Raw genomic sequence first — 19358 nt, forward strand, 5'->3', positions numbered from 1 at the left:
GGAAGACACGGAGCCGTGTCTTCCATGACGTTCTTGTTGTTCTTGAGCGCTGGTGGGTCCGGGAACAAAGATCCGGTAGTGCGAGCGCCACGTGAGTGAGGGCTGGGCCTGATCTGACCTGCACGGAACGGACCTCTTCCGGTCGATTTCGATAGTGGTGCTACTCTCCCCCCGGAATCATCCCGACATCGAGAGATCTCACCATGTCCACAACCTCCACAACCTCCACAACCTCCACAACCTCCACAACCGGCTCCGCCCCGGCCGAACCGTCCAGCACCGGTTCCAGCCCGGTCAAGGAGCTGACGATCCGCGGCATCATCATTGGCGGTGTCATCACGCTGGTCTTCACCGCCGCGAACGTCTACCTCGGCCTCAAGGTGGGGCTCACCTTCGCCACCTCCATCCCGGCCGCGGTCATCTCCATGGCGATCCTGCGCCGCTTCTCTGATCACACGATCCAGGAGAACAACATCGTCCAGACGATCGCCTCGGCGGCCGGGACACTGTCCGCCATCATCTTCGTCCTGCCCGGACTCATCATCGTGGGGTGGTGGACCGGCTTCCCCTACCTGCAGACGGTCCTGGTCATCATCCTGGGCGGCATCCTCGGCGTCACCTACTCGATCCCGCTGCGGCGCGCGCTCGTGACCAACTCCGACCTGCCCTATCCCGAGGGCGTGGCCGGCGCCGAGGTGCTTCGCGTGGGCGACACCAGCGAGGGGGCCGAGGAGTCCAGACGCGGACTGGGCATCATCGTGCGCGGCTCCGTCGCCTCGGCGGCCCTCTACTTCCTCAACGCCCTCAGGGCCATCAGCGTCGAGATCTCCGGGGTCTTCCGGGTCGGCTCCGGCGCCACCATGATGGGCACCTCCCTGTCCCTGGCCCTGGCCGGCGTGGGCCACCTGGTCGGCATCGGCGTCGGCATCGCCATGATCGTCGGCCTGCTCATCTCCTACGGCGTGCTGCTGCCGGTGCGCACCTGGGGCGGCGCCGCCTCCGCCACCGACCTGGCGGACTTCGTGAGCACCACCTTCGCCAGCGAGGTGCGCATCGTGGGCGCCGGCGCCATCGCCATCGCCGCCATCTGGACCTTCCTGAAGATCCTCGGCCCCATCGCCTCCGGCATCCGCGAGTCCCTGGCCTCCAGCGCCAAGCGCGACGCCGGCCAGGAGATCCCCCTGACCGAGCGCGACCTGTCGATGAAGACCGTCATCGGCGTCACCGTGGGCTCCATGCTGCCCATCGGCGTGCTCCTGTGGCTGTTCCTGCACGGAACCTCCATGGCCCACCACACGGCGGGGCTCATCATCGCCTCCATCCTGTTCATCCTGCTGACCGGCCTGGTCGTGGCCTCGGTGTGCGGCTACATGGCCGGCCTCATCGGCTCCTCCAACTCGCCGATCTCCGGGGTAGGCATCCTCGTGGCCGTCTCCGCGGCGGCGCTCGTGCGCACCATCGCCACCTCCTCCTCGCCCGACGACGTGCGCACCCTGGTGGCCTACACCCTGTTCGTCACCGCGGTCGTCTTCGGCGTGGCCACCATCTCCAACGACAACCTCCAGGACCTCAAGACCGGTCAGCTCGTCGACTCCACCCCCTGGAAGCAGCAGGTGGCCCTCGTCATCGGTGTCGTCTTCGGCGCCATCGTCATCCCGCCGGTGCTCAGCCTCATGCAGGGGGCCTTCGGCTTCGCCGGCGCCCCCGACGCCGGCCCCAACGCCCTGGCCGCGCCCCAGGCCAACCTCATCAAGCACCTCGTCCAGGGCGTCCTCGGCGGCGACCTCAACTGGAGCCTGCTGGGGCTGGGCGCCCTCATCGGCGCTGTCGTCATCGCCATCGACGAGATCCTGCGCCGCAACAGCAAGTACTCCCTGCCGCCGCTCGCCGTCGGCATGGGCATGTACCTGCCCACCGGCGTCACCGTCATGATCCCCATCGGTGCCGCCCTCGGCCACTTCTACGACCGCTGGGCCCAGCGCACCGCCAACCCCGAGCGGGCCAAGCGCATGGGCACGCTCATGGCCACCGGCCTCATCGTCGGTGAGAGCCTGGCCGGCGTCATCTACGCCGGCATCGTCGTGGCCTTCGGCGGCAAGGAGGACCCGCTGGCGATCATGCCCGAGGGCTTCGCCGGCGTCGCCCCCTGGGTTGGCGTGGTGCTGTTCGTCGGCACCCTGTGGTACCTCTACCGAGGTGCCCGACAGGAGAGCACCCGCGACTGAGACCCTGTCCGGCTCCTGTCCGGATCCATCCGGATCCGCCTGATCGGCTTCTCATCGCCGTCGATCCTCCCGACCGTCCTCGCGGCCGCCGTCCCTGCACTAGGCTGGGCGGCAGCCGCGAGGACGCGTAGTACCAGGAGGACCTCATGACTTCGACAGCACAGGCAGTATCAGTGGCATGCGGGATCGACATCGGCGGCTCGGGCGTCAAGAGCGCTCTGGTCGACCTGACCACGGGAACGTTCATCGGTGAGCGCGTGCGCATCGACACGCCTGAGGAGTCCACCCCCGCGGCCGTGACCGAGGTGTGCCGTGAGCTTCTCGAGCGGCTTCAGGTCGCCGCCGACGTCCCGGTCGGCGTCGCCCTTCCCGCACCGATCGTCCACGGGATCGTCCCCTTCATCGCCAACCTCGACAAGTCGTGGACGGGCGTCAACCTCACCCAGCTCATGCGCGAGCACCTGGGCCGGCCGGTCACCGGTCTCAACGACGCCGACGCCGCCGGCATGGCCGAGGTCGCCTTCGGCGCCGCCAAGGACGTGCCCGGAACCATCATCGTCACCACGCTGGGCACCGGGATCGGCTCGGCCGTCGTCGTCGACGGGACCCTGGTCCCCAACACCGAGCTCGGGCACCTGGAGATCGACGGGTACGACGCCGAGAGCCGGGCCTCGGCCGGCCAGCGCACCGCCCAGGACCTGTCCTGGAAGAAGTGGGCCAAGCGCCTCCAGCGCTACTACTCCCACGTGGAGATGCTCTTCTCCCCGGACCTGTTCGTCGTGGGCGGGGGCGTGTCCCGCAAGCACGAGAAGTACCTGCCGCTGCTCGACCTCAAGACCCCGATCGTCCCGGCCCAGCTGCTCAACACCGCCGGCATCGTCGGGGCCGCATACCAGGCTTCCCGGGCCACCGTGGCCTGAGTCGGGGCCTGTTAGGACACCACAGTAAATGTGGTGCAGGTCATGCGAAATCTGTTTGACAGGCCGGGTTGGCGTCTGGCTATAGTACTCCTCGCTGCCGGAGCGACCCAAGGGTCCGACGGTGGTACCGGACGAAGGAATCGTCGAGTCAGCGGGTGAGAGCCCGACTGGGGCGGCGAGAGCGGAAAAGTTCAGAGATCAGGGTCACGCGATCCGAATTTGATTCCAGAACTCCTATCTGCTTATTCTAGTCCGGTCGCCTTCGAGAGGCAAGCGAAGATAATCTCTCCGCCGAAATCTTGCTGGGTGTGTTGTTTGAGAACTCGATAGTGTGTCATGTTTTTTATGCCATGGGTCCTGGGGGCTGTGCGTGGTTGTCTGGGTTGCCTGTCTTGTGTGGTGGGTGGTTTGGGTGGTTGTGTGTGGTTTCTGGGGCTTGTTTTGTTTTGGTTTGCCTGGCTCTTCTGTGTGGGGGGTTGGGTTGGGCCTGGTCTGGTTTTCTGGACTGTGTGCTGACTGTTGGTGTTCTGGTTGGCTGCCTTGTTTGGTGGTTGGCTTGGGGTGCCTTTTTTGTTGGTTTTGTTTGGAGAGTTTGATCCTGGCTCAGGACGAACGCTGGCGGCGTGCTTAACACATGCAAGTCGAACGGTGAAGGAGCCAGCTTGCTGGTTCTGGATGAGTGGCGAACGGGTGAGTAACACGTGAGTAACCTGCCCCCTTCTTCTGGATAACCGCATGAAAGTGTGGCTAATACGGGATATTCTGGGTCTGTCGCATGGTGGGCCTGGGAAAGGTTTGTTCCGGTGGGGGATGGGCTCGCGGCCTATCAGCTTGTTGGTGGGGTGATGGCCTACCAAGGCGGTGACGGGTAGCCGGCCTGAGAGGGTGGACGGTCACACTGGGACTGAGACACGGCCCAGACTCCTACGGGAGGCAGCAGTGGGGAATATTGCACAATGGGCGCAAGCCTGATGCAGCGACGCCGCGTGAGGGATGGAGGCCTTCGGGTTGTGAACCTCTTTCGCCAGTGAAGCAGGCCTGCTCCTTGTGGGTGGGTTGACGGTAGCTGGATAAGAAGCGCCGGCTAACTACGTGCCAGCAGCCGCGGTAATACGTAGGGCGCGAGCGTTGTCCGGAATTATTGGGCGTAAAGAGCTCGTAGGCGGCTGGTCGCGTCTGTCGTGAAATCCTCTGGCTTAACTGGGGGCTTGCGGTGGGTACGGGCCGGCTTGAGTGCGGTAGGGGAGACTGGAACTCCTGGTGTAGCGGTGGAATGCGCAGATATCAGGAAGAACACCGGTGGCGAAGGCGGGTCTCTGGGCCGTTACTGACGCTGAGGAGCGAAAGCGTGGGGAGCGAACAGGATTAGATACCCTGGTAGTCCACGCCGTAAACGTTGGGCACTAGGTGTGGGGGGCCTTTTCCGGGTCTTCCGCGCCGTAGCTAACGCATTAAGTGCCCCGCCTGGGGAGTACGGCCGCAAGGCTAAAACTCAAAGGAATTGACGGGGGCCCGCACAAGCGGCGGAGCATGCGGATTAATTCGATGCAACGCGAAGAACCTTACCAAGGCTTGACATGTGCCGGATGGTCCTGGAGACGGGGTTTCCTCCTTTGGGGGCTGGTTCACAGGTGGTGCATGGTTGTCGTCAGCTCGTGTCGTGAGATGTTGGGTTAAGTCCCGCAACGAGCGCAACCCTTGTCTCGTGTTGCCAGCACGTTGTGGTGGGGACTCGCGGGAGACTGCCGGGGTCAACTCGGAGGAAGGTGGGGATGACGTCAAATCATCATGCCCCTTATGTCTTGGGCTTCACGCATGCTACAATGGCCGGTACAGAGGGCTGCGATACTGTGAGGTGGAGCGAATCCCTTAAAGCCGGTCTCAGTTCGGATCGGTGTCTGCAACTCGACACCGTGAAGTTGGAGTCGCTAGTAATCGCAGATCAGCAACGCTGCGGTGAATACGTTCTCGGGCCTTGTACACACCGCCCGTCACGTCATGAAAGTCGGCAACACCCGAAGCCCGTGGCCCTATGGGGAGCGGTCGAAGGTGGGGCTGGTGATTGGGACGAAGTCGTAACAAGGTAGCCGTACCGGAAGGTGCGGCTGGATCACCTCCTTTCTAGGGATTGATTGTGCTTGCGGCGCCCCTGGTGTCCTGGTTTGTTTCACCCCTTTTGTTCTTGTGGGGGTGGCTGGGGTGCTGGGTGCCGTGGGGAAGATGATGGTGTAAGGAACACGCCTGCCTGGGCTGGTTGGTCTGGGTGGGTGCCCCTGCGTGTGCGTGCTTGGTGTGCGTGTGTGTGGGGGTGGCATGCTGTCGGGGTTCTGGGGCAGTGCGCCCTGGTTGCCTGGCCTGTAGGGTCTGCTGGTTTGTTGCTGGTGGGTCTTGTGGGTGTGGGTGGGTTGGTTGTGAACTGTATAGTGGACGCGAGCATCTTACTGTAAGTGTTTTCTGCGACAAGCGCGTGGATGCGCATGGTCTTGTGTGGGTCGTGTGTGTTTGTGTGTTGTTGTGGTTCTTGTTGTTTGTTTTTGTTGAGCGTTCGGTGGATGCCTTGGCATCAGGGGCCGATGAAGGACGTGGTGGCCTGCGATATTCCTCGGGGAGCCGGCTGGCGGGCTGTGATCCGAGGGTTTCCGAATGGGGGGACCCGGCACGAGTTATGTCGTGTCACCTGCATCTGAATTGTATAGGGTGTGGGGGGTGACGCGGGGAAGTGAAACATCTTAGTACCCGTAGGAGAAGATATTCCGTGAGTAGTGGCGAGCGAAAGCGGATGATGGTTAAACCGTGTGCGTGTGATACTCGGCAGGGGTTGCGTGTGCGGGGTTGTGGGGCTGTTCTGTCGTCTTCTGCCGGAGGCGGGGCGCGTGTGCTGGCTGGTAGCTGAAACGTCTGGGAAGGCGTGGCGTAGTGGGTGATACCCCCGTAGGTGTAACTGGTTGGTGCGTGTCTGGGATGGTGCCCGAGTAGCACGGGGCTCGTGGAATCCTGTGTGAATCTGCCAAGACCACTTGGCTGCCTGAATACCTCCTGATGACCGATAGTGGATAGTACCGTGAGGGAATGGTGAAAAGTACCCCGGGAGGGGAGTGAAATAGTACCTGAAACCGGGCGCTTGCAAGCCGTCAGAGCCTTCTGCATGCTTTGGTGTGTGGGGGTGGTGGCGTGCCTTTTGAAGAATGAGCCTGCGAGTCAGTGGCGTGTCGCGAGGTTAACCCGTGTGGGGTAGCCGTAGCGAGAGCGAGTCCGAATAGGGCGTTGTTGTAGTGGCGCGTTCTGGACCCGAAGCGGGGTGATCTACCCATGGCCAGGTTGAAGCACGTGTAAGAGCGTGTGGAGGACCGAACCCACCTAGGTTGAAAACTGGGGGGATGAGCTGTGGGTAGGGGTGAAAGGCCAATCAAACTCCGTGATAGCTGGTTCTCCCCGAAATGCATTTAGGTGCAGCGTTGCGTGTTGCCCGGCGGAGGTAGAGCTACTGGGTGGCTGATGGGCCCCACAGGGTTACTGACGTCAACCAAACTCCGAATGCCGTCAGGGTGTGAGCGTGGCAGTGAGACTGCGGGGGATAAGCTCCGTGGTCGAGAGGGAAACAGCCCAGATCGCCGGCTAAGGCCCCTAAGCGTGTGCTAAGTGGGAAAGGATGTGCGGTCGCGCAGACAACCAGGAGGTTGGCTTAGAAGCAGCCATCCTTGAAAGAGTGCGTAATAGCTCACTGGTCAAGTGATCGTGCGCCGACAATGTAGCGGGGCTCAAGTACACCGCCGAAGCCGCGGACCCACAGCGTTGCTCCCTTCACCGTGCGCCGTTGCGCGTGTGGTGGCAGGGGCTGTGGGTGGTAGGGGAGCGTCCTGCACCGGGGGAAGCGTCTGGGTGACCGGGCGTGGACGGTGCGGGAGTGAGAATGCAGGCATGAGTAGCGATACTAGGGTGAGAAGCCCTAGCGCCGAATGACCAAGGGTTCCAGGGCCAGGCTAGTCCGCCCTGGGTGAGTCGGGACCTAAGGCGAGGCCGACAGGCGTAGTCGATGGATGACGGGTTGATATTCCCGTACCGGCGAAGCACCGCCCATGCTGACGCGCGGGTGCTAACCCACGCCCAGCCACCACGTAAGCCCTCAACTCGGGTCTTCGGACCTGGTGGGGGTTGTGGTGGTGGGGTCTGGGGATCCTCCGTGCAGGTAGGCAAGCGTGTTAACAGGGGTGACGCACAGTGGTAGCCCGGCGGACCTGATGGCTTGGTCCGTTCAAGCGCGCAGCCCGTCCTCCAGGTAAATCCGGGGTGACGACCCATTTGGTTGGGTGAGGGTGAGGCGTGATGGTGACCCCACGCTGGTGGGGGATAGCAGGGTGATCCTGGGGTGCCGAGAAAAGCCTCGACGCGATGGTGCCAGCCGCCCGTACCCTAAACCGACACAGGTGGTCGGGCAGAGTATGCCTAGGCGCACGAGTGAATCATGGTTAAGGAACTCGGCAAAATGCCCCCGTAACTTCGGGAGAAGGGGGGCCCGATTCCCTGAAGCCCCGTCGCGGGCTAGGGGGGTGGGTCGCAGAGACCAGGGGGAAGCGACTGTTTACTAAAAACACAGGTCCGTGCGAAGCCGTAAGGCGATGTATACGGACTGACGCCTGCCCGGTGCTGGAAGGTTAAGAGGAACCATCAACCCTTCGGGGTGAAGTGGTGAATTTAAGCCCCAGTAAACGGCGGTGGTAACTATAACCATCCTAAGGTAGCGAAATTCCTTGTCGGGTAAGTTCCGACCTGCACGAATGGCGTAACGACTTCCCCGCTGTCTCAACCATGAGCTCGGCGAAATTGCAGTACGAGTAAAGATGCTCGTTTCGCGCAGAAGGACGGAAAGACCCCGGGACCTTTACTACAGCTTGGTATTGGCGCCCGCTATAGCTTGTGCAGGATAGGTGGGAGACTGTGAAGCCGTCACGCCAGTGGTGGTGGAGTCGTCCTTGAAATACCACTCTGGTTATGGCGTGCGCCTGAACCTGGGCCCGTGATCCGGGTTAGGGACAGTGCCTGGTGGGTAGTTTAACTGGGGCGGTTGCCTCCTAAAGTGTAACGGAGGCGCTCAAAGGTTCCCTCAGCCTGGTCGGCAACCAGGTGTTGAGTGCAAGTGCACAAGGGAGCTTGACTGTGAGACCGACGGGTCGAGCAGGTACGAAAGTAGGAACTAGTGATCCGGCGATCCCGTGTGGGTGGGTCGTCGCTCAACGGATAAAAGGTACCCCGGGGATAACAGGCTGATCCTGCCCAAGAGTCCATATCGACGGCATGGTTTGGCACCTCGATGTCGGCTCGTCGCATCCTGGGGCTGGAGCAGGTCCCAAGGGTTGGGCTGTTCGCCCATTAAAGCGGTACGCGAGCTGGGTTTAGAACGTCGTGAGACAGTTCGGTCCCTATCCTCTGCGCGCGCAGGAGACTTGAGAAGGCCTGTCCCTAGTACGAGAGGACCGGGACGGACGAACCTCTGGTGTGCCAGTTGTCCCGCCCGGGGCACGGCTGGTTGGCTACGTTCGGGAAGGGTAACCGCTGAAAGCATCTAAGCGGGAAACCATCTTCAAGATAAGGTCTCCACAACGACACTCCGGTGTTGTTGGTAGGCCCCCAGCAGACTACTGGGTTGATAGGCCAGAAGTGGAAGACCGGTAACGGTTGGAGCTGACTGGTACTAATAGGCCAACACAAACAACAACCCCCACCACAACCATCAAACCCTTGGTGGCGAGAAGGGGGGGGTGCACACAGGTGCGGAAGCGTCCACTATACGGTCCACAACCAACCCAACCCGGCCGGCAGCCAGCCACAACCGTGAATAGAGCACACCACACACGTATGGCGACGGTTCCTGCACTGCCTAACCAGTCGTCTCGGTTGTCACAGCGACAGGGACACGCCCGGACCCATCCCGAACCCGGAAGCTAAGCCTGACAGCGCCGATGGTACTGCACCCGCCAGGGTGCGGGAGAGTAGGACACCACCGAGCACACACCACCCGCGGGGCTTATGAGATCCATCCCGGATCTCATAAGCCCCGCGTCGTTGTTTATGGCTGCTCTCAGCAGTTGCACGCCGGAGGCCGCCTCTATTCCCTGAGTTGGCTCATTTAGTGTCGTGGTGGATGTTGTTGAGGGCTTGGATGAGGTCGGGTGGGAGTGGGTCGGCGGCTGTGAGGGTGTGTCCGGTGATGTTGATGGTGATGGTGCGGTAGCGGCGGGCGGTGGTGATCAGGCGTCTGATGGACCAGCCGGTGGTGTTCTCCAGCCATCGGGCCATGGCCAGGGCGGCGGTGACGATGGTCAGGTGGGCCTCGATGGACTGGCGCAGGTGGTGGTAGATGGGGCGTGCTCTCAGGTCGGACTTGGACATGCGGAAGGACTTCTCGATGTTGTACAGGCGGTGGTAGGCACCGATGACCGTCTCGGGGTCGGGGTTGGGCAGGTTGGTGACGTATCCCTTCCACCCGGCCAGGGTCCGGGCCCGTGTCTCCAGGTCGCGGTTGATGCTCCTGGTGGCGCCGGACAGGTGCACGAAGCGGTTGCGTTTGACGGGGATCTTTCCTGCGACGGCTTTCTCGGCCTTGGCGACCTGGGTGTCGATCCCGTGTAGCGTGCGTCGGGCCCTGTCGGCGCTGTAGCGGTAGCAGATGGTCTCGTCACGGCGCTGGTCGCTGGCTCCGGCGGGCCAGGGCTGGGTCAGGGTCAGCCCGTCGGGGACGTCCTGGTCGGGGTGGCTGTCGTGCCAGGAGCTGATCACGTGGGGGACGCGTGAGGTGCGTGAGCCCAGCACGTAAGACAGGCCGGCTGCCTCCAGGGCCTGCTTGTTGGCGGCGCCGATCATCCCGGCGTCGGCGACGACCACCACGTCGTCGAGGTTGTAGGCGTTCATGAAGTCGTTGATCGTCGGGATCATGGTGGCGGTCTCGGCCTTGTTGCCCTCAAAGGCCTCGGCCCGTAGAGGGAACCCGGTCTCGTCGGTGAGCAGCCCTACCGTGATCTGCGGCTCCAGGCGTCTTTCCTTCGAGAAGCCTGGCTCGCGGAAACCGTCGGCCTTGTCGGTCTCGAAGTACAGGGTCGTCACGTCGAACAGGACCAGCGAGGCCCGGTCGATGCGGGCGCGTCCGGCCAGCAGGCGCGACAGGCCCCGGGTGAACTCCTCAGCGGCGTAGCGGGGCAGATGACGCTTGACCGTGGCGTAGGACACCGGCGTCAGACCTGCCTCGGCCAGGACCCGCAGGGAGTCCTGCTTGCTGGTCGGCTCGATCAGCCTGGCGGTAACGAGCTGGCGGAAGACCTCGTCAGCACCACCGAGCCCGTCCAGGCCCACTGCCTTCCAAGCCGCTTCCAGCGTCTCCAGGAGCACTCCCATCCGGTTGGAGGTGATCGGCGCTACGCGCCCGGCCCCAGCCAGCGCCTGCGGTCCCTTTCCCCCGACGTCCGCACCGTTCAGGCCCGGCAGGTCAAGGCCGAGCTGGCCAGCGTTGAGACGCTGCCTGGCGACCTCCTTAAGCGCCGCCAGCTCAGCATCGTCATGGGCTGAGCCGATGTGCTCGATGCTGCGGGCTCCTTTGCGGGAGGAGTACACGATCTGCACCGCACGGGCCCCCGACGCCGTCCTGACCGCGCGAACGTACGGACTCATACCCCCACGTTAGTGCGCACCCCCACCCACGCAACCCGCACAATCCCAACCACAACCACACCCCCAGCGACCCAACCACCCCGCAATGAGCCAAGTCAGGTCTCAGCAGTTGCACGCCGGAGGCCGCCTCTATTCAGCGCCCCGCCTTGTTGCTCACCACCGATTCGACGAACGCCCGCGCAGCAGGGCTCGGATTGAACGAGTCCCACGCCAGGTACTCCACCCGCACGGGTCCGTCACTCACGTCCACGAAAGCACAGCCCGGCACCTTCCGGGCAATGCTGGGCGCCAGGAACCCAACTGCCAGTCCCTGCCTCACCAAACCGATCAACAGCTCCGCATCGGTCACCTCAAAGCCGACCTCACGCCGAAGGCCGGCTCTGCGGAAGGCCAGGTCCGACTGCTCCCGTCCCGACGAACCGGCGGGAAAGTCCACGAAGGGCTCGTCAGCAAGATCGTCAAGGTGAAGACGACGTCGTCCTGCCAGCTGATGGTCCGCAGGAAGTATCGCCACCAGCCGTTCCCTCGCGAGCCGGTGTGCGTGCACGTCGATGGGGGTCACCTCCTCGGCAAGGCCGAGAAAGGCGGCATCGAGTTGCCCGCCACTGATCTGCTCCAGGAAACGGTCACTGCCACCACTGCGGACAAGCACTTTCACGTCCGGGTACCGGCGATGAAAGGTGCCCAGGGTCGCAGCGACGTCCACGGCCGTCACTGTTGGTATCACCCCCACCCTCAGTGGGCCCCTCACGGTGCCCTGGGCGGCAGCGGCATCGGCTCCGGCCCGTTCGGCCGCCGCCAGGCACAGGCGCGCCTGCGCCAGGAACGCCTCCCCAGCAGGAGTCACCGTCACTCTCCGGCTGGTCCGTGCGAAGACCGTGACGCCAAGCTCGCTCTCCAATGCCTTGATCTGCCGACTCAGCGCCGACTGCACCACGAAGCAGCGCTCAGCCGCACGAGTGAAGCTCTTCTCCTCGGCAATGGCCACGGCATAGCGCATCTGCTGAAGCTCCATGTATCAATGCTACTGGCGCATCGCTCCCATCACATCTATGTCATCGACACATGGCTGCGCAGCAGGCAGCCTGAAGTCATGACGACGATTCAGGGCGCCCAGTCCACCGGGTGCAGGCCCACCGGATTCAGCACCCGTCAGCGCACCGGCTGGATCGTCCTGACAGCCCTCGCACCGGTGGTGTGGGGCACGACATACATCGTCACCACCCGCGCGTTGCCTTCGGACCACCCGGTCTTCGCCGCCTTCATGAGGACGCTGCCCGCCGGTGTTCTTGCACTCCTGGTTGCGCGGCAGCTGCCGCGAGGCGGCTGGTGGTGGAGAAGCCTCGTGCTCGGCGCTCTCAACATGGCCTGCTTCTTCCCGCTGCTCTTCGTCGCCGCGCAGCGCCTGCCCGGTGGCGTGGCTGCGACGCTTGGAGCTGCGCAGCCGATCGTCGTCGCCATCCTCGCCGTCGTCGTCCTGGGGGAGCGTCCGTCGGCGCGCAGACTGGGGTGGGCGGCGATCGGCGTCGTCGGCGTGGCACTGGTGGTGCTGGGACCGCAGGCTGAGCTTGACGCTCTCGGAGTGGCGGCGGGCCTCGGCGGATCCGTCTCCATGGGGCTGGGGGTCGTGCTCACCAAACGCTGGGGCCGTCCCGACGGTGCCGGCGTCCTCAGCCTGGCCGGCTGGCAGCTGACCGGCGCCGGGCTACTCCTCGCCGTCCCCGCACTGCTTGTCGACGGGATTCCGCAGGCTATCGATACTGTCGCGGTCGCGGGATACGGCTGGCTCGGACTGGTGGGAGGACTGGCCGCCTACGTCGTCTGGTTCGAAGGCGTCCGCCGACTACCGGTGACGCCGACGGCGCTGCTGGGCCTGCTCTCGCCACTGACGGCTGCTCTTCTCGGGATCGCCGTGGCCGGCGAGGTGCTTACTGCCCTTCAGCTCCTGGGGTTCGCCACCGCCCTGACCGCCATGACTGCGGGGCAGCTTCCTGCGTCCTCCCCGCGCTCCTCTTGAAAGGACTTCTCATGAGAATCGTCGTGCTCGGAGCCACCGGCATGGCCGGCGCCGCCGTTGCCAACGAGGCAGCGCGTCGCGGTCATGACGTGACGGCCGTATCCCGGCGGCGTCGCCTTCAGGGCGGCAGCCATCTCACTCCCTGCCTGCTGGACGTGACCGACGTCGACGCCGTCGAAAGCCTCCTGAAGGCGTGCGACGCCGCTGTTGTTTCCCTGCGTACTCCTCCTGGTCGCGAGAATGATCTGGCTGAGCTGACAAGGGGTGTCCTGGAAGCCGCATCGAGAAGCGGAACGCCACTGCTCATCATCGGTGGTGCCGCCCCACTGAGCTCGCCTACCCGACCCGGCACCCTCGTCGTCGATGACCTGGCCGTTGTGCCGCCAGCATGGCGACAGGTGGCGCAGGCCAGCCTCACGCAGCTGCGCGCCTGCCAGACGCACGAGTACCAGGGGTGGGTCTATCTCAGCCCTCCGGCACTCTTCGGGCCCGGAGCCAGTACCGGTTCCTACCGGCGCGGAACCACGATGCTTCTCGTCGACGATCAGGGCCAGTCCCGGATCAGCCCCGAGGATCTTGCCTGCGCCGTCGTCGACGAGCTGGAGCGGCCCGGCGGCGAGCAGCACTTCACCGTCATCGCCTCCGTGCCCGAGGCGACGGCGGTCGGAACAGCAGGAGGGGAGACGGACTGAATGGGTCCGTCGTGGGCACGTGCGCCATCTGCGGCAGCAGCTTGAGGCCGTGGCGTGGACTACGACGGACGACGGACTCCGGCGGCAGAGTCGCCGGAGTCGCCGGAGTCGTCCGAGGCGGCGTTCTCTCCCGTGAAGAGGTACTCGATGAGAGGATCGGCCGGCCGGTCGTAGTCCAGGGCGGACAACGTCGTCGCCAGCATCCCGATCGCGAGAATGCTCCGGGTCTCATCGCGCGGAATACCCAGGTCGTCGTGCAGCAGGTGGCTGACCCGAGCGAATCCGTCCCGCGCGAGAGGGCCGAGCCTGTCATCAGTGCCGCAGACGAACAGCTGGGCCAGGAGCCTGAGCTCATCGGAGGTGAAGGCCAGGTCCTGGAACCGCCGGCTGAACTCCTTGCGCTGGCCCGGGTCGCTGAGGGGAGCGGTGTCACGGAACAGCTCCTCAATGTGGGTGGAGGCCTGCTCGCACAGGATCCGGATCAGCTTGGTCTTGGAGCCGAAGGCGCGCACGACGTACGCCTGACTGACGCCGGCCTCGCGGGCGATGCGGTCAGTGGTGATGCGAGAGAACCCGTATCTGCTGAACAGGTGCAGCGCTGCAGCCAGGATGCGGTCGCGGCCCGATGTCCTTGGCGTCGTGCTGGATACGGGTGACTCCTTCATGAGGACAGTCTAGTCGCCATGACGTTTGTAGTCATTGAGTGATAACCTCCTCTGGTTATCACTCAATGACTACAGGAGGTTCGCATGTCTTCCTCGCCTGCCGAGGCCTCGGCCGATACCCGTCTCGTTCCGCGCGCGGTGGTTGTCCGGGCGGTGCTCACCGTCGCCCTGTCCGCCCTGCTGACTGGAGCGCTCTTCAGCTACTTCTACATCGAGGTCTTCAACGCCCCGACGCCGCACCGCCTACCCGTGGCCGTCGCGGGTACGGACTCGACGCACCTGCAGGATGCGGTGGGAGACGGATACCGGCTGATTCCGGTGACTCATCGTCAGGAGGGGCTCGATCGCCTCTCGCGCCACGAGGTCTACGGCGTCATCACGGTCGATGCGGAGAGTCGGAGCGTGGAGCTGGCCCACACCAGTGTCGATGGGAGCTCCGTGCTGGCCTACATGCAGCCGGTTGCTGAGCGAGTCTCGGAGCGATCGGGGATGACGCTTCGGATTACCAACACGACCCCGGGCGTGGCCGCCAACGCGTCACCGGGCCGCAGCGTGTTCTTCGCGGTATTCGGTACGGCGCTGACCGGTTTCGTGCTCTCGCAGGCCCTGTCCTCCGTCGCCTCCCAGGTCGGGCTGTCGCTGCGGGCCAGGCTGGCGATCATGGTCGGCGTGTCCGCCGTCGCAGGCCTGTTGGTGTCTCTCATGCTTGATCCCTGGTTCGGTATCGCGTCGGGTACCTTCTGGAGCAGCTGGCCAATGGTCTCGCTCCTGTGCCTGTCCGCGGTGACGACGGGTTCTGCTCTGCTCGACCTGGTCGGTCCTCTGGGCCAGGTGGTGACGGCGGTGCTGTTTGTGACGCTGGGCAACGCCACAGCCACCGGGATCCTGCCGATGCCGTTCCTGACTCGGCCCTATCAGGTCATCAGCAGGTTGATCCCCACCGGGAACGTCGTGCGCGCCGTCCTGGACCGGGCCTACTTCAGCGGCGCGGGGACGCAGTGGGGCTATATCGTCCCGCTCGCGTGGATCGTGGCCGGTATCGGACTGCTGACCATCGTCGACCGCCGGCGAGTGCAGTCTCGCCGCGCTTGATCCTGGAGGCGCGCACCCGGTCCTTCGGCGGGTCGGCGAGGCCTGCTGTCCCGGCTCAGATCCAGGACGACAGGAACATGTGGTAGAGCCAGAAGGTGCGTGAGACGTTCTGACCGGTCCAGATCGGCCACCAGAAGGCCGAGGCGGCGCAGGCCAGCATCGTGACCACGATGATGAGGGCGATGCCCTCGCTGCGGATCTGCCAGGTAGGAACCATCGTCCAGCTCGCCAGGCCCCGCCACCGGGTGCGGTGACCGTCTCCACGGCTCTGGCCGCCGGGGGAGTCCGGCGCGGGGTAGCCGGTCAGCTCGGCCATGGCCTGCGCCGCGTCGGCCTGGTCGGCTCGGGATCCGGTGCCGACGTCGTCGTCGGGCGCATCGCTCTCGCCCTCGGCGGGGGCATCGCCCGCCTGCGTGCTGATGCGGTACATGCCCGGGTCGGTCTCCACCACCGGCGGCGTCCACGTCGGCGTGCGCCCGAACTGCGGGCCGAAGCCCAGGAACCTGGCGCCCACGCCGCGCCAGGGCCGCACGCCCGCGCCGATCTGCCCGTTCCTCAGGGCCGCCACCTGCGCCTGGGCCACCTTGGACCCCGGCAGCGGCGGCACCAGGCCCGCGGCCATGCCCAGCGCCAGCACGAGGACGAGCACGACGCAGGGGACGAAGGCCACCGTGTAGAAGGTGAAGATCGTCCGGTCCCGGTACTGGAACCACGGCACGTACAGGCCCAGGTAGCCGATGAGGGGCGCCCACGCCCGCCAGTCGCGGTTCCTGACCCCGAGAATGATGATGGCCGCCAGTGCCACCACGGCGGACCACCAGATGACGATGTTGCCGATCGAGGTGATCGCCTGGATGCAGTCCCCGCCCCAGCAGGTCTGCGGCACCTGGGCCTTGTCCTCCCAGTAGAAGGAGGTCGGCCGGGTCTGCAGCAGCCAGCCGTAGGGCTTCGACTGGTAGGTGTGCGGCGAGGCCAGACCGACGTGGAACTCGTACATCTGCTGGTGGTAGGCGATGAAGTCGTTGATGCTGTGGGGCAGCGACGGGAAGGGAACCGGCTGGTGATTCTCGATCTGCTCGAGCGCCCAGCCGTGCTTGTAGGCGCGGGGGTGAATGAACCAGGACCACCAGCACCCGACGTAGACCGCGGCTGCCACGGGCACCGTCTGCAGGAAGTCGCTCACCCCCTGGGCGACCGTCCCCTCCAGGAACCAGGCCCGCGCCCCTACCCGCCGCAGCGCCAGGGTGTCCCACACGACGACGACGACGCCCACAACCGCGACGAGGTAGAGCCCCGACCACTTGATGGAGCAGGTCAGCCCCAGGGCGACGCCGGTGGCCAGCAGCCAGGGGCGGATCGTGGCGTGCGGCGGCCTCGCCCCGGGACTCGTCCACGCCATCCTGCGGGCCAGCCTCGCCCGCGACCACTGCCGGTCGCGCACCAGGAAGTACAGGGACAAGGTGGCGAAGAACCCGATGAACACGTCCAGCAGGCCGATGCGGGACTCGGTCAGCGCCACGCCGTCGATCGCCAGGAACAGCCCGGCCAGGCCCGCCAGCAGCGGGGAGCGGGTCAGCCGCATCGTCAGGCGCGCCAGCAGCATGACCGTGAGGATCCCGGCGACGGCCGGCATGACGCGCCAGCCGAAGGACGACGACGGCCCGAAGAGCTCCATGCCGGCACCGATGAGCCACTTGCCCAGCTGAGGATGAACGACGTAGGCGGCCTGGGTGGACATGCCGGAGAAGTCCCCGGAGGCGAAGGCCGCATCGGAGTTCGCCGCCCAGTTCGCCTCGTAGCCCAGGTGCCACAAGGCGTAGGCGTCCTTGACGTAGTAGATCTCATCGAACATGAGTGTCTTGGGGTGGCTCAGTCCGACGAGGCGCAGCAGGGCGGCGATGACGCCGACGGCGCCGGTGGCGATCCAGCCGCGGATCCTGACGGCGCGGGGCTCGACCCAGCCCACCGGGCCGAGCCCGAGCAGGGCGCGCAGCTCGTTCTCGCTGCGCACCTCATGATCGGTGCCGCTGCCGGTCTCGTCGTTCCCCGTACCGACGGCGCCGGTACTGCCGCCGGTGTCGGCACTGCCGCCAGCGGCATCAGCCGGCGCGGTATGCGGCGCCTGAGCCTGTATCGGGTCGGGTTCCTGTCCCGGTGTCGGTCGTTCCTGCTCCGTGGACGGGTCCGCGGAACCGCCACGGGACTGCTCGGGGGACTGTTCGGGAGACAGCGCGCTCGGAGTCGTCACGCCTCGAGTCTAGGCGGCGGCGCCATCGAGATCGCAGCGACATACTGTGTCCTATGACCGAGAGTATCCCGCCCGCACAGGACCCGGCCGTCGACAACGGCCGCGATGACGGGTCCGCCCACGGTGGCCGGGCCGACGACGTCGCCGACCCTGCCGCCGGCGCGGCTGACGAGCTCGTCGCCCACAGCCCTGACCTGCGCGGCGGCACCATCACCCTGGCCGCCACCCCGATCGGCAACGTCTCCGACGGCTCCCTCCGGCTGCGCCGTGGCCTGGAGCAGGCCGATCTCATCGCCGCTGAGGACACCCGCAGGCTGCGCGCATTGGCCCAACGCCTCGACGTCGAGCCCCACGGGCGCATCATCGCCCTCCACGAGCACAACGAGCGCGACCGCGCCCCCGAGCTGCTCGATGCCGCCCGCGCCGGCCAGCGCGTCCTGGTCGTCTCCGACGCCGGCATGCCGTCGGTCTCCGACCCCGGCTACCGGCTCGTCCAGGCCGCCGTCCGGGCCCGGGTGCCCGTCACCGTCGCCCCGGGGCCGTCCGCGGTCCTGACCGCCCTGGCCCTGTCCGGCCTGGCCTCCGACCGCTTCTGCTTCGAGGGCTTCCTGCCCCGCAAACCGGGGGAGCGGCGCCGAGCCCTGGAGTCCCTGGCCACCCAGGAGCGCACCATGATCTTCCTGGAGTCACCCCGCCGCGTCCACGACTCCCTGACCGCCATGGCCGAGGTCCTCGGCGGTGAGCGCCCGGCGGCACTGTGCCGGGAGCTGACCAAGACCCACGAGGAGGTGCGACGAGCCCCGTTGGCCGAGCTCGCCCGGGGAACCGCCGACGGCGTCCTGGGAGAGGTGGTCCTCGTGGTCGCCGGCGCCGAGCCCGTCCCCGCCGGCCCCGAGGACGCCGCGCGCGAGGCCCTGGCACTGGCCGGGACCGGCATGCGTCTCAAGGCTGCGGCCGCCTGGACGGCCGGTGAGCACGGCCTGCGCCCCAACGAGGTCTACCGCGCCGCCCTGGAGCTGCGCGAGACCACCGCCTGAACCGCGATTCGGCCACCGAGGCCCCGGGAGCGGCAGGCCCGGCTATGGTCGGGCCATGAGCAACGAGCAGCCCACCGGCCCGGGTTCCCGCGCTCGCCGGGCCCTCATCGTCGTCGACGTCCAACCCACCTTCTGCGAGGGCGGAGCCCTGGCCGTGGCCGGCGGCAACGCCGTTGCCGAGCGGATCGCCGCCCACCTGTCCTCCAGCAGGCAGGACTACGACCTGGTGGTCACCACCCAGGACTGGCACATCGACCCCGGTGCGCACTTCTCGCACGAACCCGACTTCATCGACACCTGGCCCGTCCACGGGGTGGCCGGCACGCCCGAGGCCCGGCTGCACCCCGCCCTGGACGGCCTGAGCGCCGACGCCGCCGTCAAGAAGGGGCAGTACTCCGCCGCCTACTCCGGTTTCGAGGGCGTCGACGACAACGGGCGCACCCTGGCGCAGATCCTGCGCGCCGCCAGGATCGAGGCCGTCGACGTCGTCGGCCTGGCCGAGTCCCACTGCGTCAAGGACACGGCCCTGGACGCCGCCCGGCAGGGCTACCGGGTACGGGTCCTGACCGACCTGACTGAACCGGTCAGCCCCGAGCTGGGGCGTGCCGCACGGGCCGACATGCGCGCCGCCGGCATCGAGCTGGCCCCCTCCCGCTGAGGACCGTCGTCACGGGCCGCCTTGCCTCTCAGGTGCGTCCGCGGCGTCCGACAGGCTTTCGCCACCCGACCTGGGATCAACCCGGAGTCATGAGCACACGGGTGCCCTTGCCGAGTCCTTGCTCGGCGAGGGCACCCGCGTGGTG

At 65.8% G+C, this 19358-nt stretch carries 11 protein-coding genes and 3 rRNA genes; 10 read left to right on the plus strand and 4 right to left on the minus strand.

Translation table 11 applies throughout. The annotated features are described in order from the left end of the window. Nucleotides 1-203 precede the first annotated feature (203 nt). From EL340_RS12935 to rrf, 5 genes are all read left to right on the plus strand, one after another. Nucleotides 204-2225: an OPT family oligopeptide transporter gene (locus EL340_RS12935; RefSeq protein WP_126414964.1), complete on the plus strand. Its 2022-nt coding sequence runs from the start codon at nucleotides 204-206 to the stop codon at nucleotides 2223-2225. 146 nt (nucleotides 2226-2371) lie between these two features. Continuing rightward, nucleotides 2372-3145 (plus strand): polyphosphate--glucose phosphotransferase, encoded by a 774-nt coding sequence (ppgK, locus tag EL340_RS12940; RefSeq protein WP_126414965.1) that lies wholly within the window; start codon nucleotides 2372-2374, stop codon nucleotides 3143-3145. A gap of 580 nt (nucleotides 3146-3725) precedes the next feature. Continuing rightward, nucleotides 3726-5266, plus strand: a 16S ribosomal RNA gene (locus tag EL340_RS12945). Nucleotides 5267-5667: 401 nt separating this feature from the next. Next, a 23S ribosomal RNA gene (locus EL340_RS12950) occupies nucleotides 5668-8859 on the plus strand. 173 nt (nucleotides 8860-9032) lie between these two features. Beyond that, a 5S ribosomal RNA gene (rrf, locus tag EL340_RS12955) occupies nucleotides 9033-9149 on the plus strand. The 16S, 23S and 5S rRNA genes sit together here, the layout of an rRNA operon. Nucleotides 9150-9265: 116 nt before the next feature. On the opposite strand, the gene EL340_RS12960 is transcribed toward rrf, so the two are convergent. Together EL340_RS12960 and EL340_RS12965 are read right to left on the minus strand one after the other, a co-directional pair. Then, nucleotides 9266-10804, minus strand: coding sequence for an IS1634 family transposase (locus EL340_RS12960; protein WP_126413381.1), 1539 nt, complete (start codon nucleotides 10802-10804; stop codon nucleotides 9266-9268). 133 nt (nucleotides 10805-10937) lie between these two features. Continuing rightward, the gene (locus EL340_RS12965) at nucleotides 10938-11819 is read right to left on the minus strand and encodes a LysR family transcriptional regulator (protein WP_126414966.1); all 882 of its coding nucleotides are present in this window, start codon (nucleotides 11817-11819) and stop codon (nucleotides 10938-10940) included. Nucleotides 11820-11897: 78 nt separating this feature from the next. Here EL340_RS12965 and EL340_RS12970 point away from each other — a divergent pair, with 78 nt between their 5' ends. After that, nucleotides 11898-12821, plus strand: a complete 924-nt coding sequence (locus tag EL340_RS12970; RefSeq protein ID WP_126414967.1) for an EamA family transporter — start codon at nucleotides 11898-11900, stop codon at nucleotides 12819-12821. Between the two features lie 11 nt (nucleotides 12822-12832). Continuing rightward, a complete protein-coding gene (locus EL340_RS12975; protein WP_126414968.1) occupies nucleotides 12833-13513 on the plus strand; it encodes an NAD(P)-dependent oxidoreductase in 681 nt (226 codons plus the stop codon). Nucleotides 13514-13572: 59 nt separating this feature from the next. Here EL340_RS12975 and EL340_RS12980 read toward each other — a convergent pair whose 3' ends face one another. Then, a complete protein-coding gene (locus EL340_RS12980; protein ID WP_232023090.1) occupies nucleotides 13573-14178 on the minus strand; it encodes a TetR/AcrR family transcriptional regulator in 606 nt (201 codons plus the stop codon). Between the two features lie 84 nt (nucleotides 14179-14262). Here EL340_RS12980 and EL340_RS12985 point away from each other — a divergent pair, with 84 nt between their 5' ends. Continuing rightward, nucleotides 14263-15270 (plus strand): hypothetical protein, encoded by a 1008-nt coding sequence (locus EL340_RS12985; RefSeq protein WP_126414969.1) that lies wholly within the window; start codon nucleotides 14263-14265, stop codon nucleotides 15268-15270. Nucleotides 15271-15325: 55 nt separating this feature from the next. Here the strand turns inward: EL340_RS12985 and EL340_RS12990 are convergent, their stop codons facing one another. Continuing rightward, nucleotides 15326-17518 carry a phospholipid carrier-dependent glycosyltransferase gene (locus tag EL340_RS12990; protein WP_126414970.1) on the minus strand — a complete coding sequence of 731 codons (2193 nt, stop codon included), beginning with the start codon at nucleotides 17516-17518 and terminating at the stop codon, nucleotides 15326-15328. Between the two features lie 53 nt (nucleotides 17519-17571). Here EL340_RS12990 and rsmI point away from each other — a divergent pair, with 53 nt between their 5' ends. Together rsmI and EL340_RS13000 are read left to right on the plus strand one after the other, a co-directional pair. Continuing rightward, nucleotides 17572-18555: a 16S rRNA (cytidine(1402)-2'-O)-methyltransferase gene (rsmI, locus tag EL340_RS12995; RefSeq protein ID WP_126414971.1), complete on the plus strand. Its 984-nt coding sequence runs from the start codon at nucleotides 17572-17574 to the stop codon at nucleotides 18553-18555. Nucleotides 18556-18610: 55 nt separating this feature from the next. Beyond that, complete coding sequence (locus EL340_RS13000) at nucleotides 18611-19213, plus strand: isochorismatase family protein (RefSeq protein WP_126414972.1); 603 nt, start codon at nucleotides 18611-18613, stop codon at nucleotides 19211-19213. Nucleotides 19214-19358 lie beyond the last annotated feature (145 nt).

This window comes from Actinomyces viscosus (assembly GCF_900637975.1).
Taxonomy (GTDB): Bacteria; Actinomycetota; Actinomycetes; order Actinomycetales; family Actinomycetaceae; genus Actinomyces; species Actinomyces viscosus.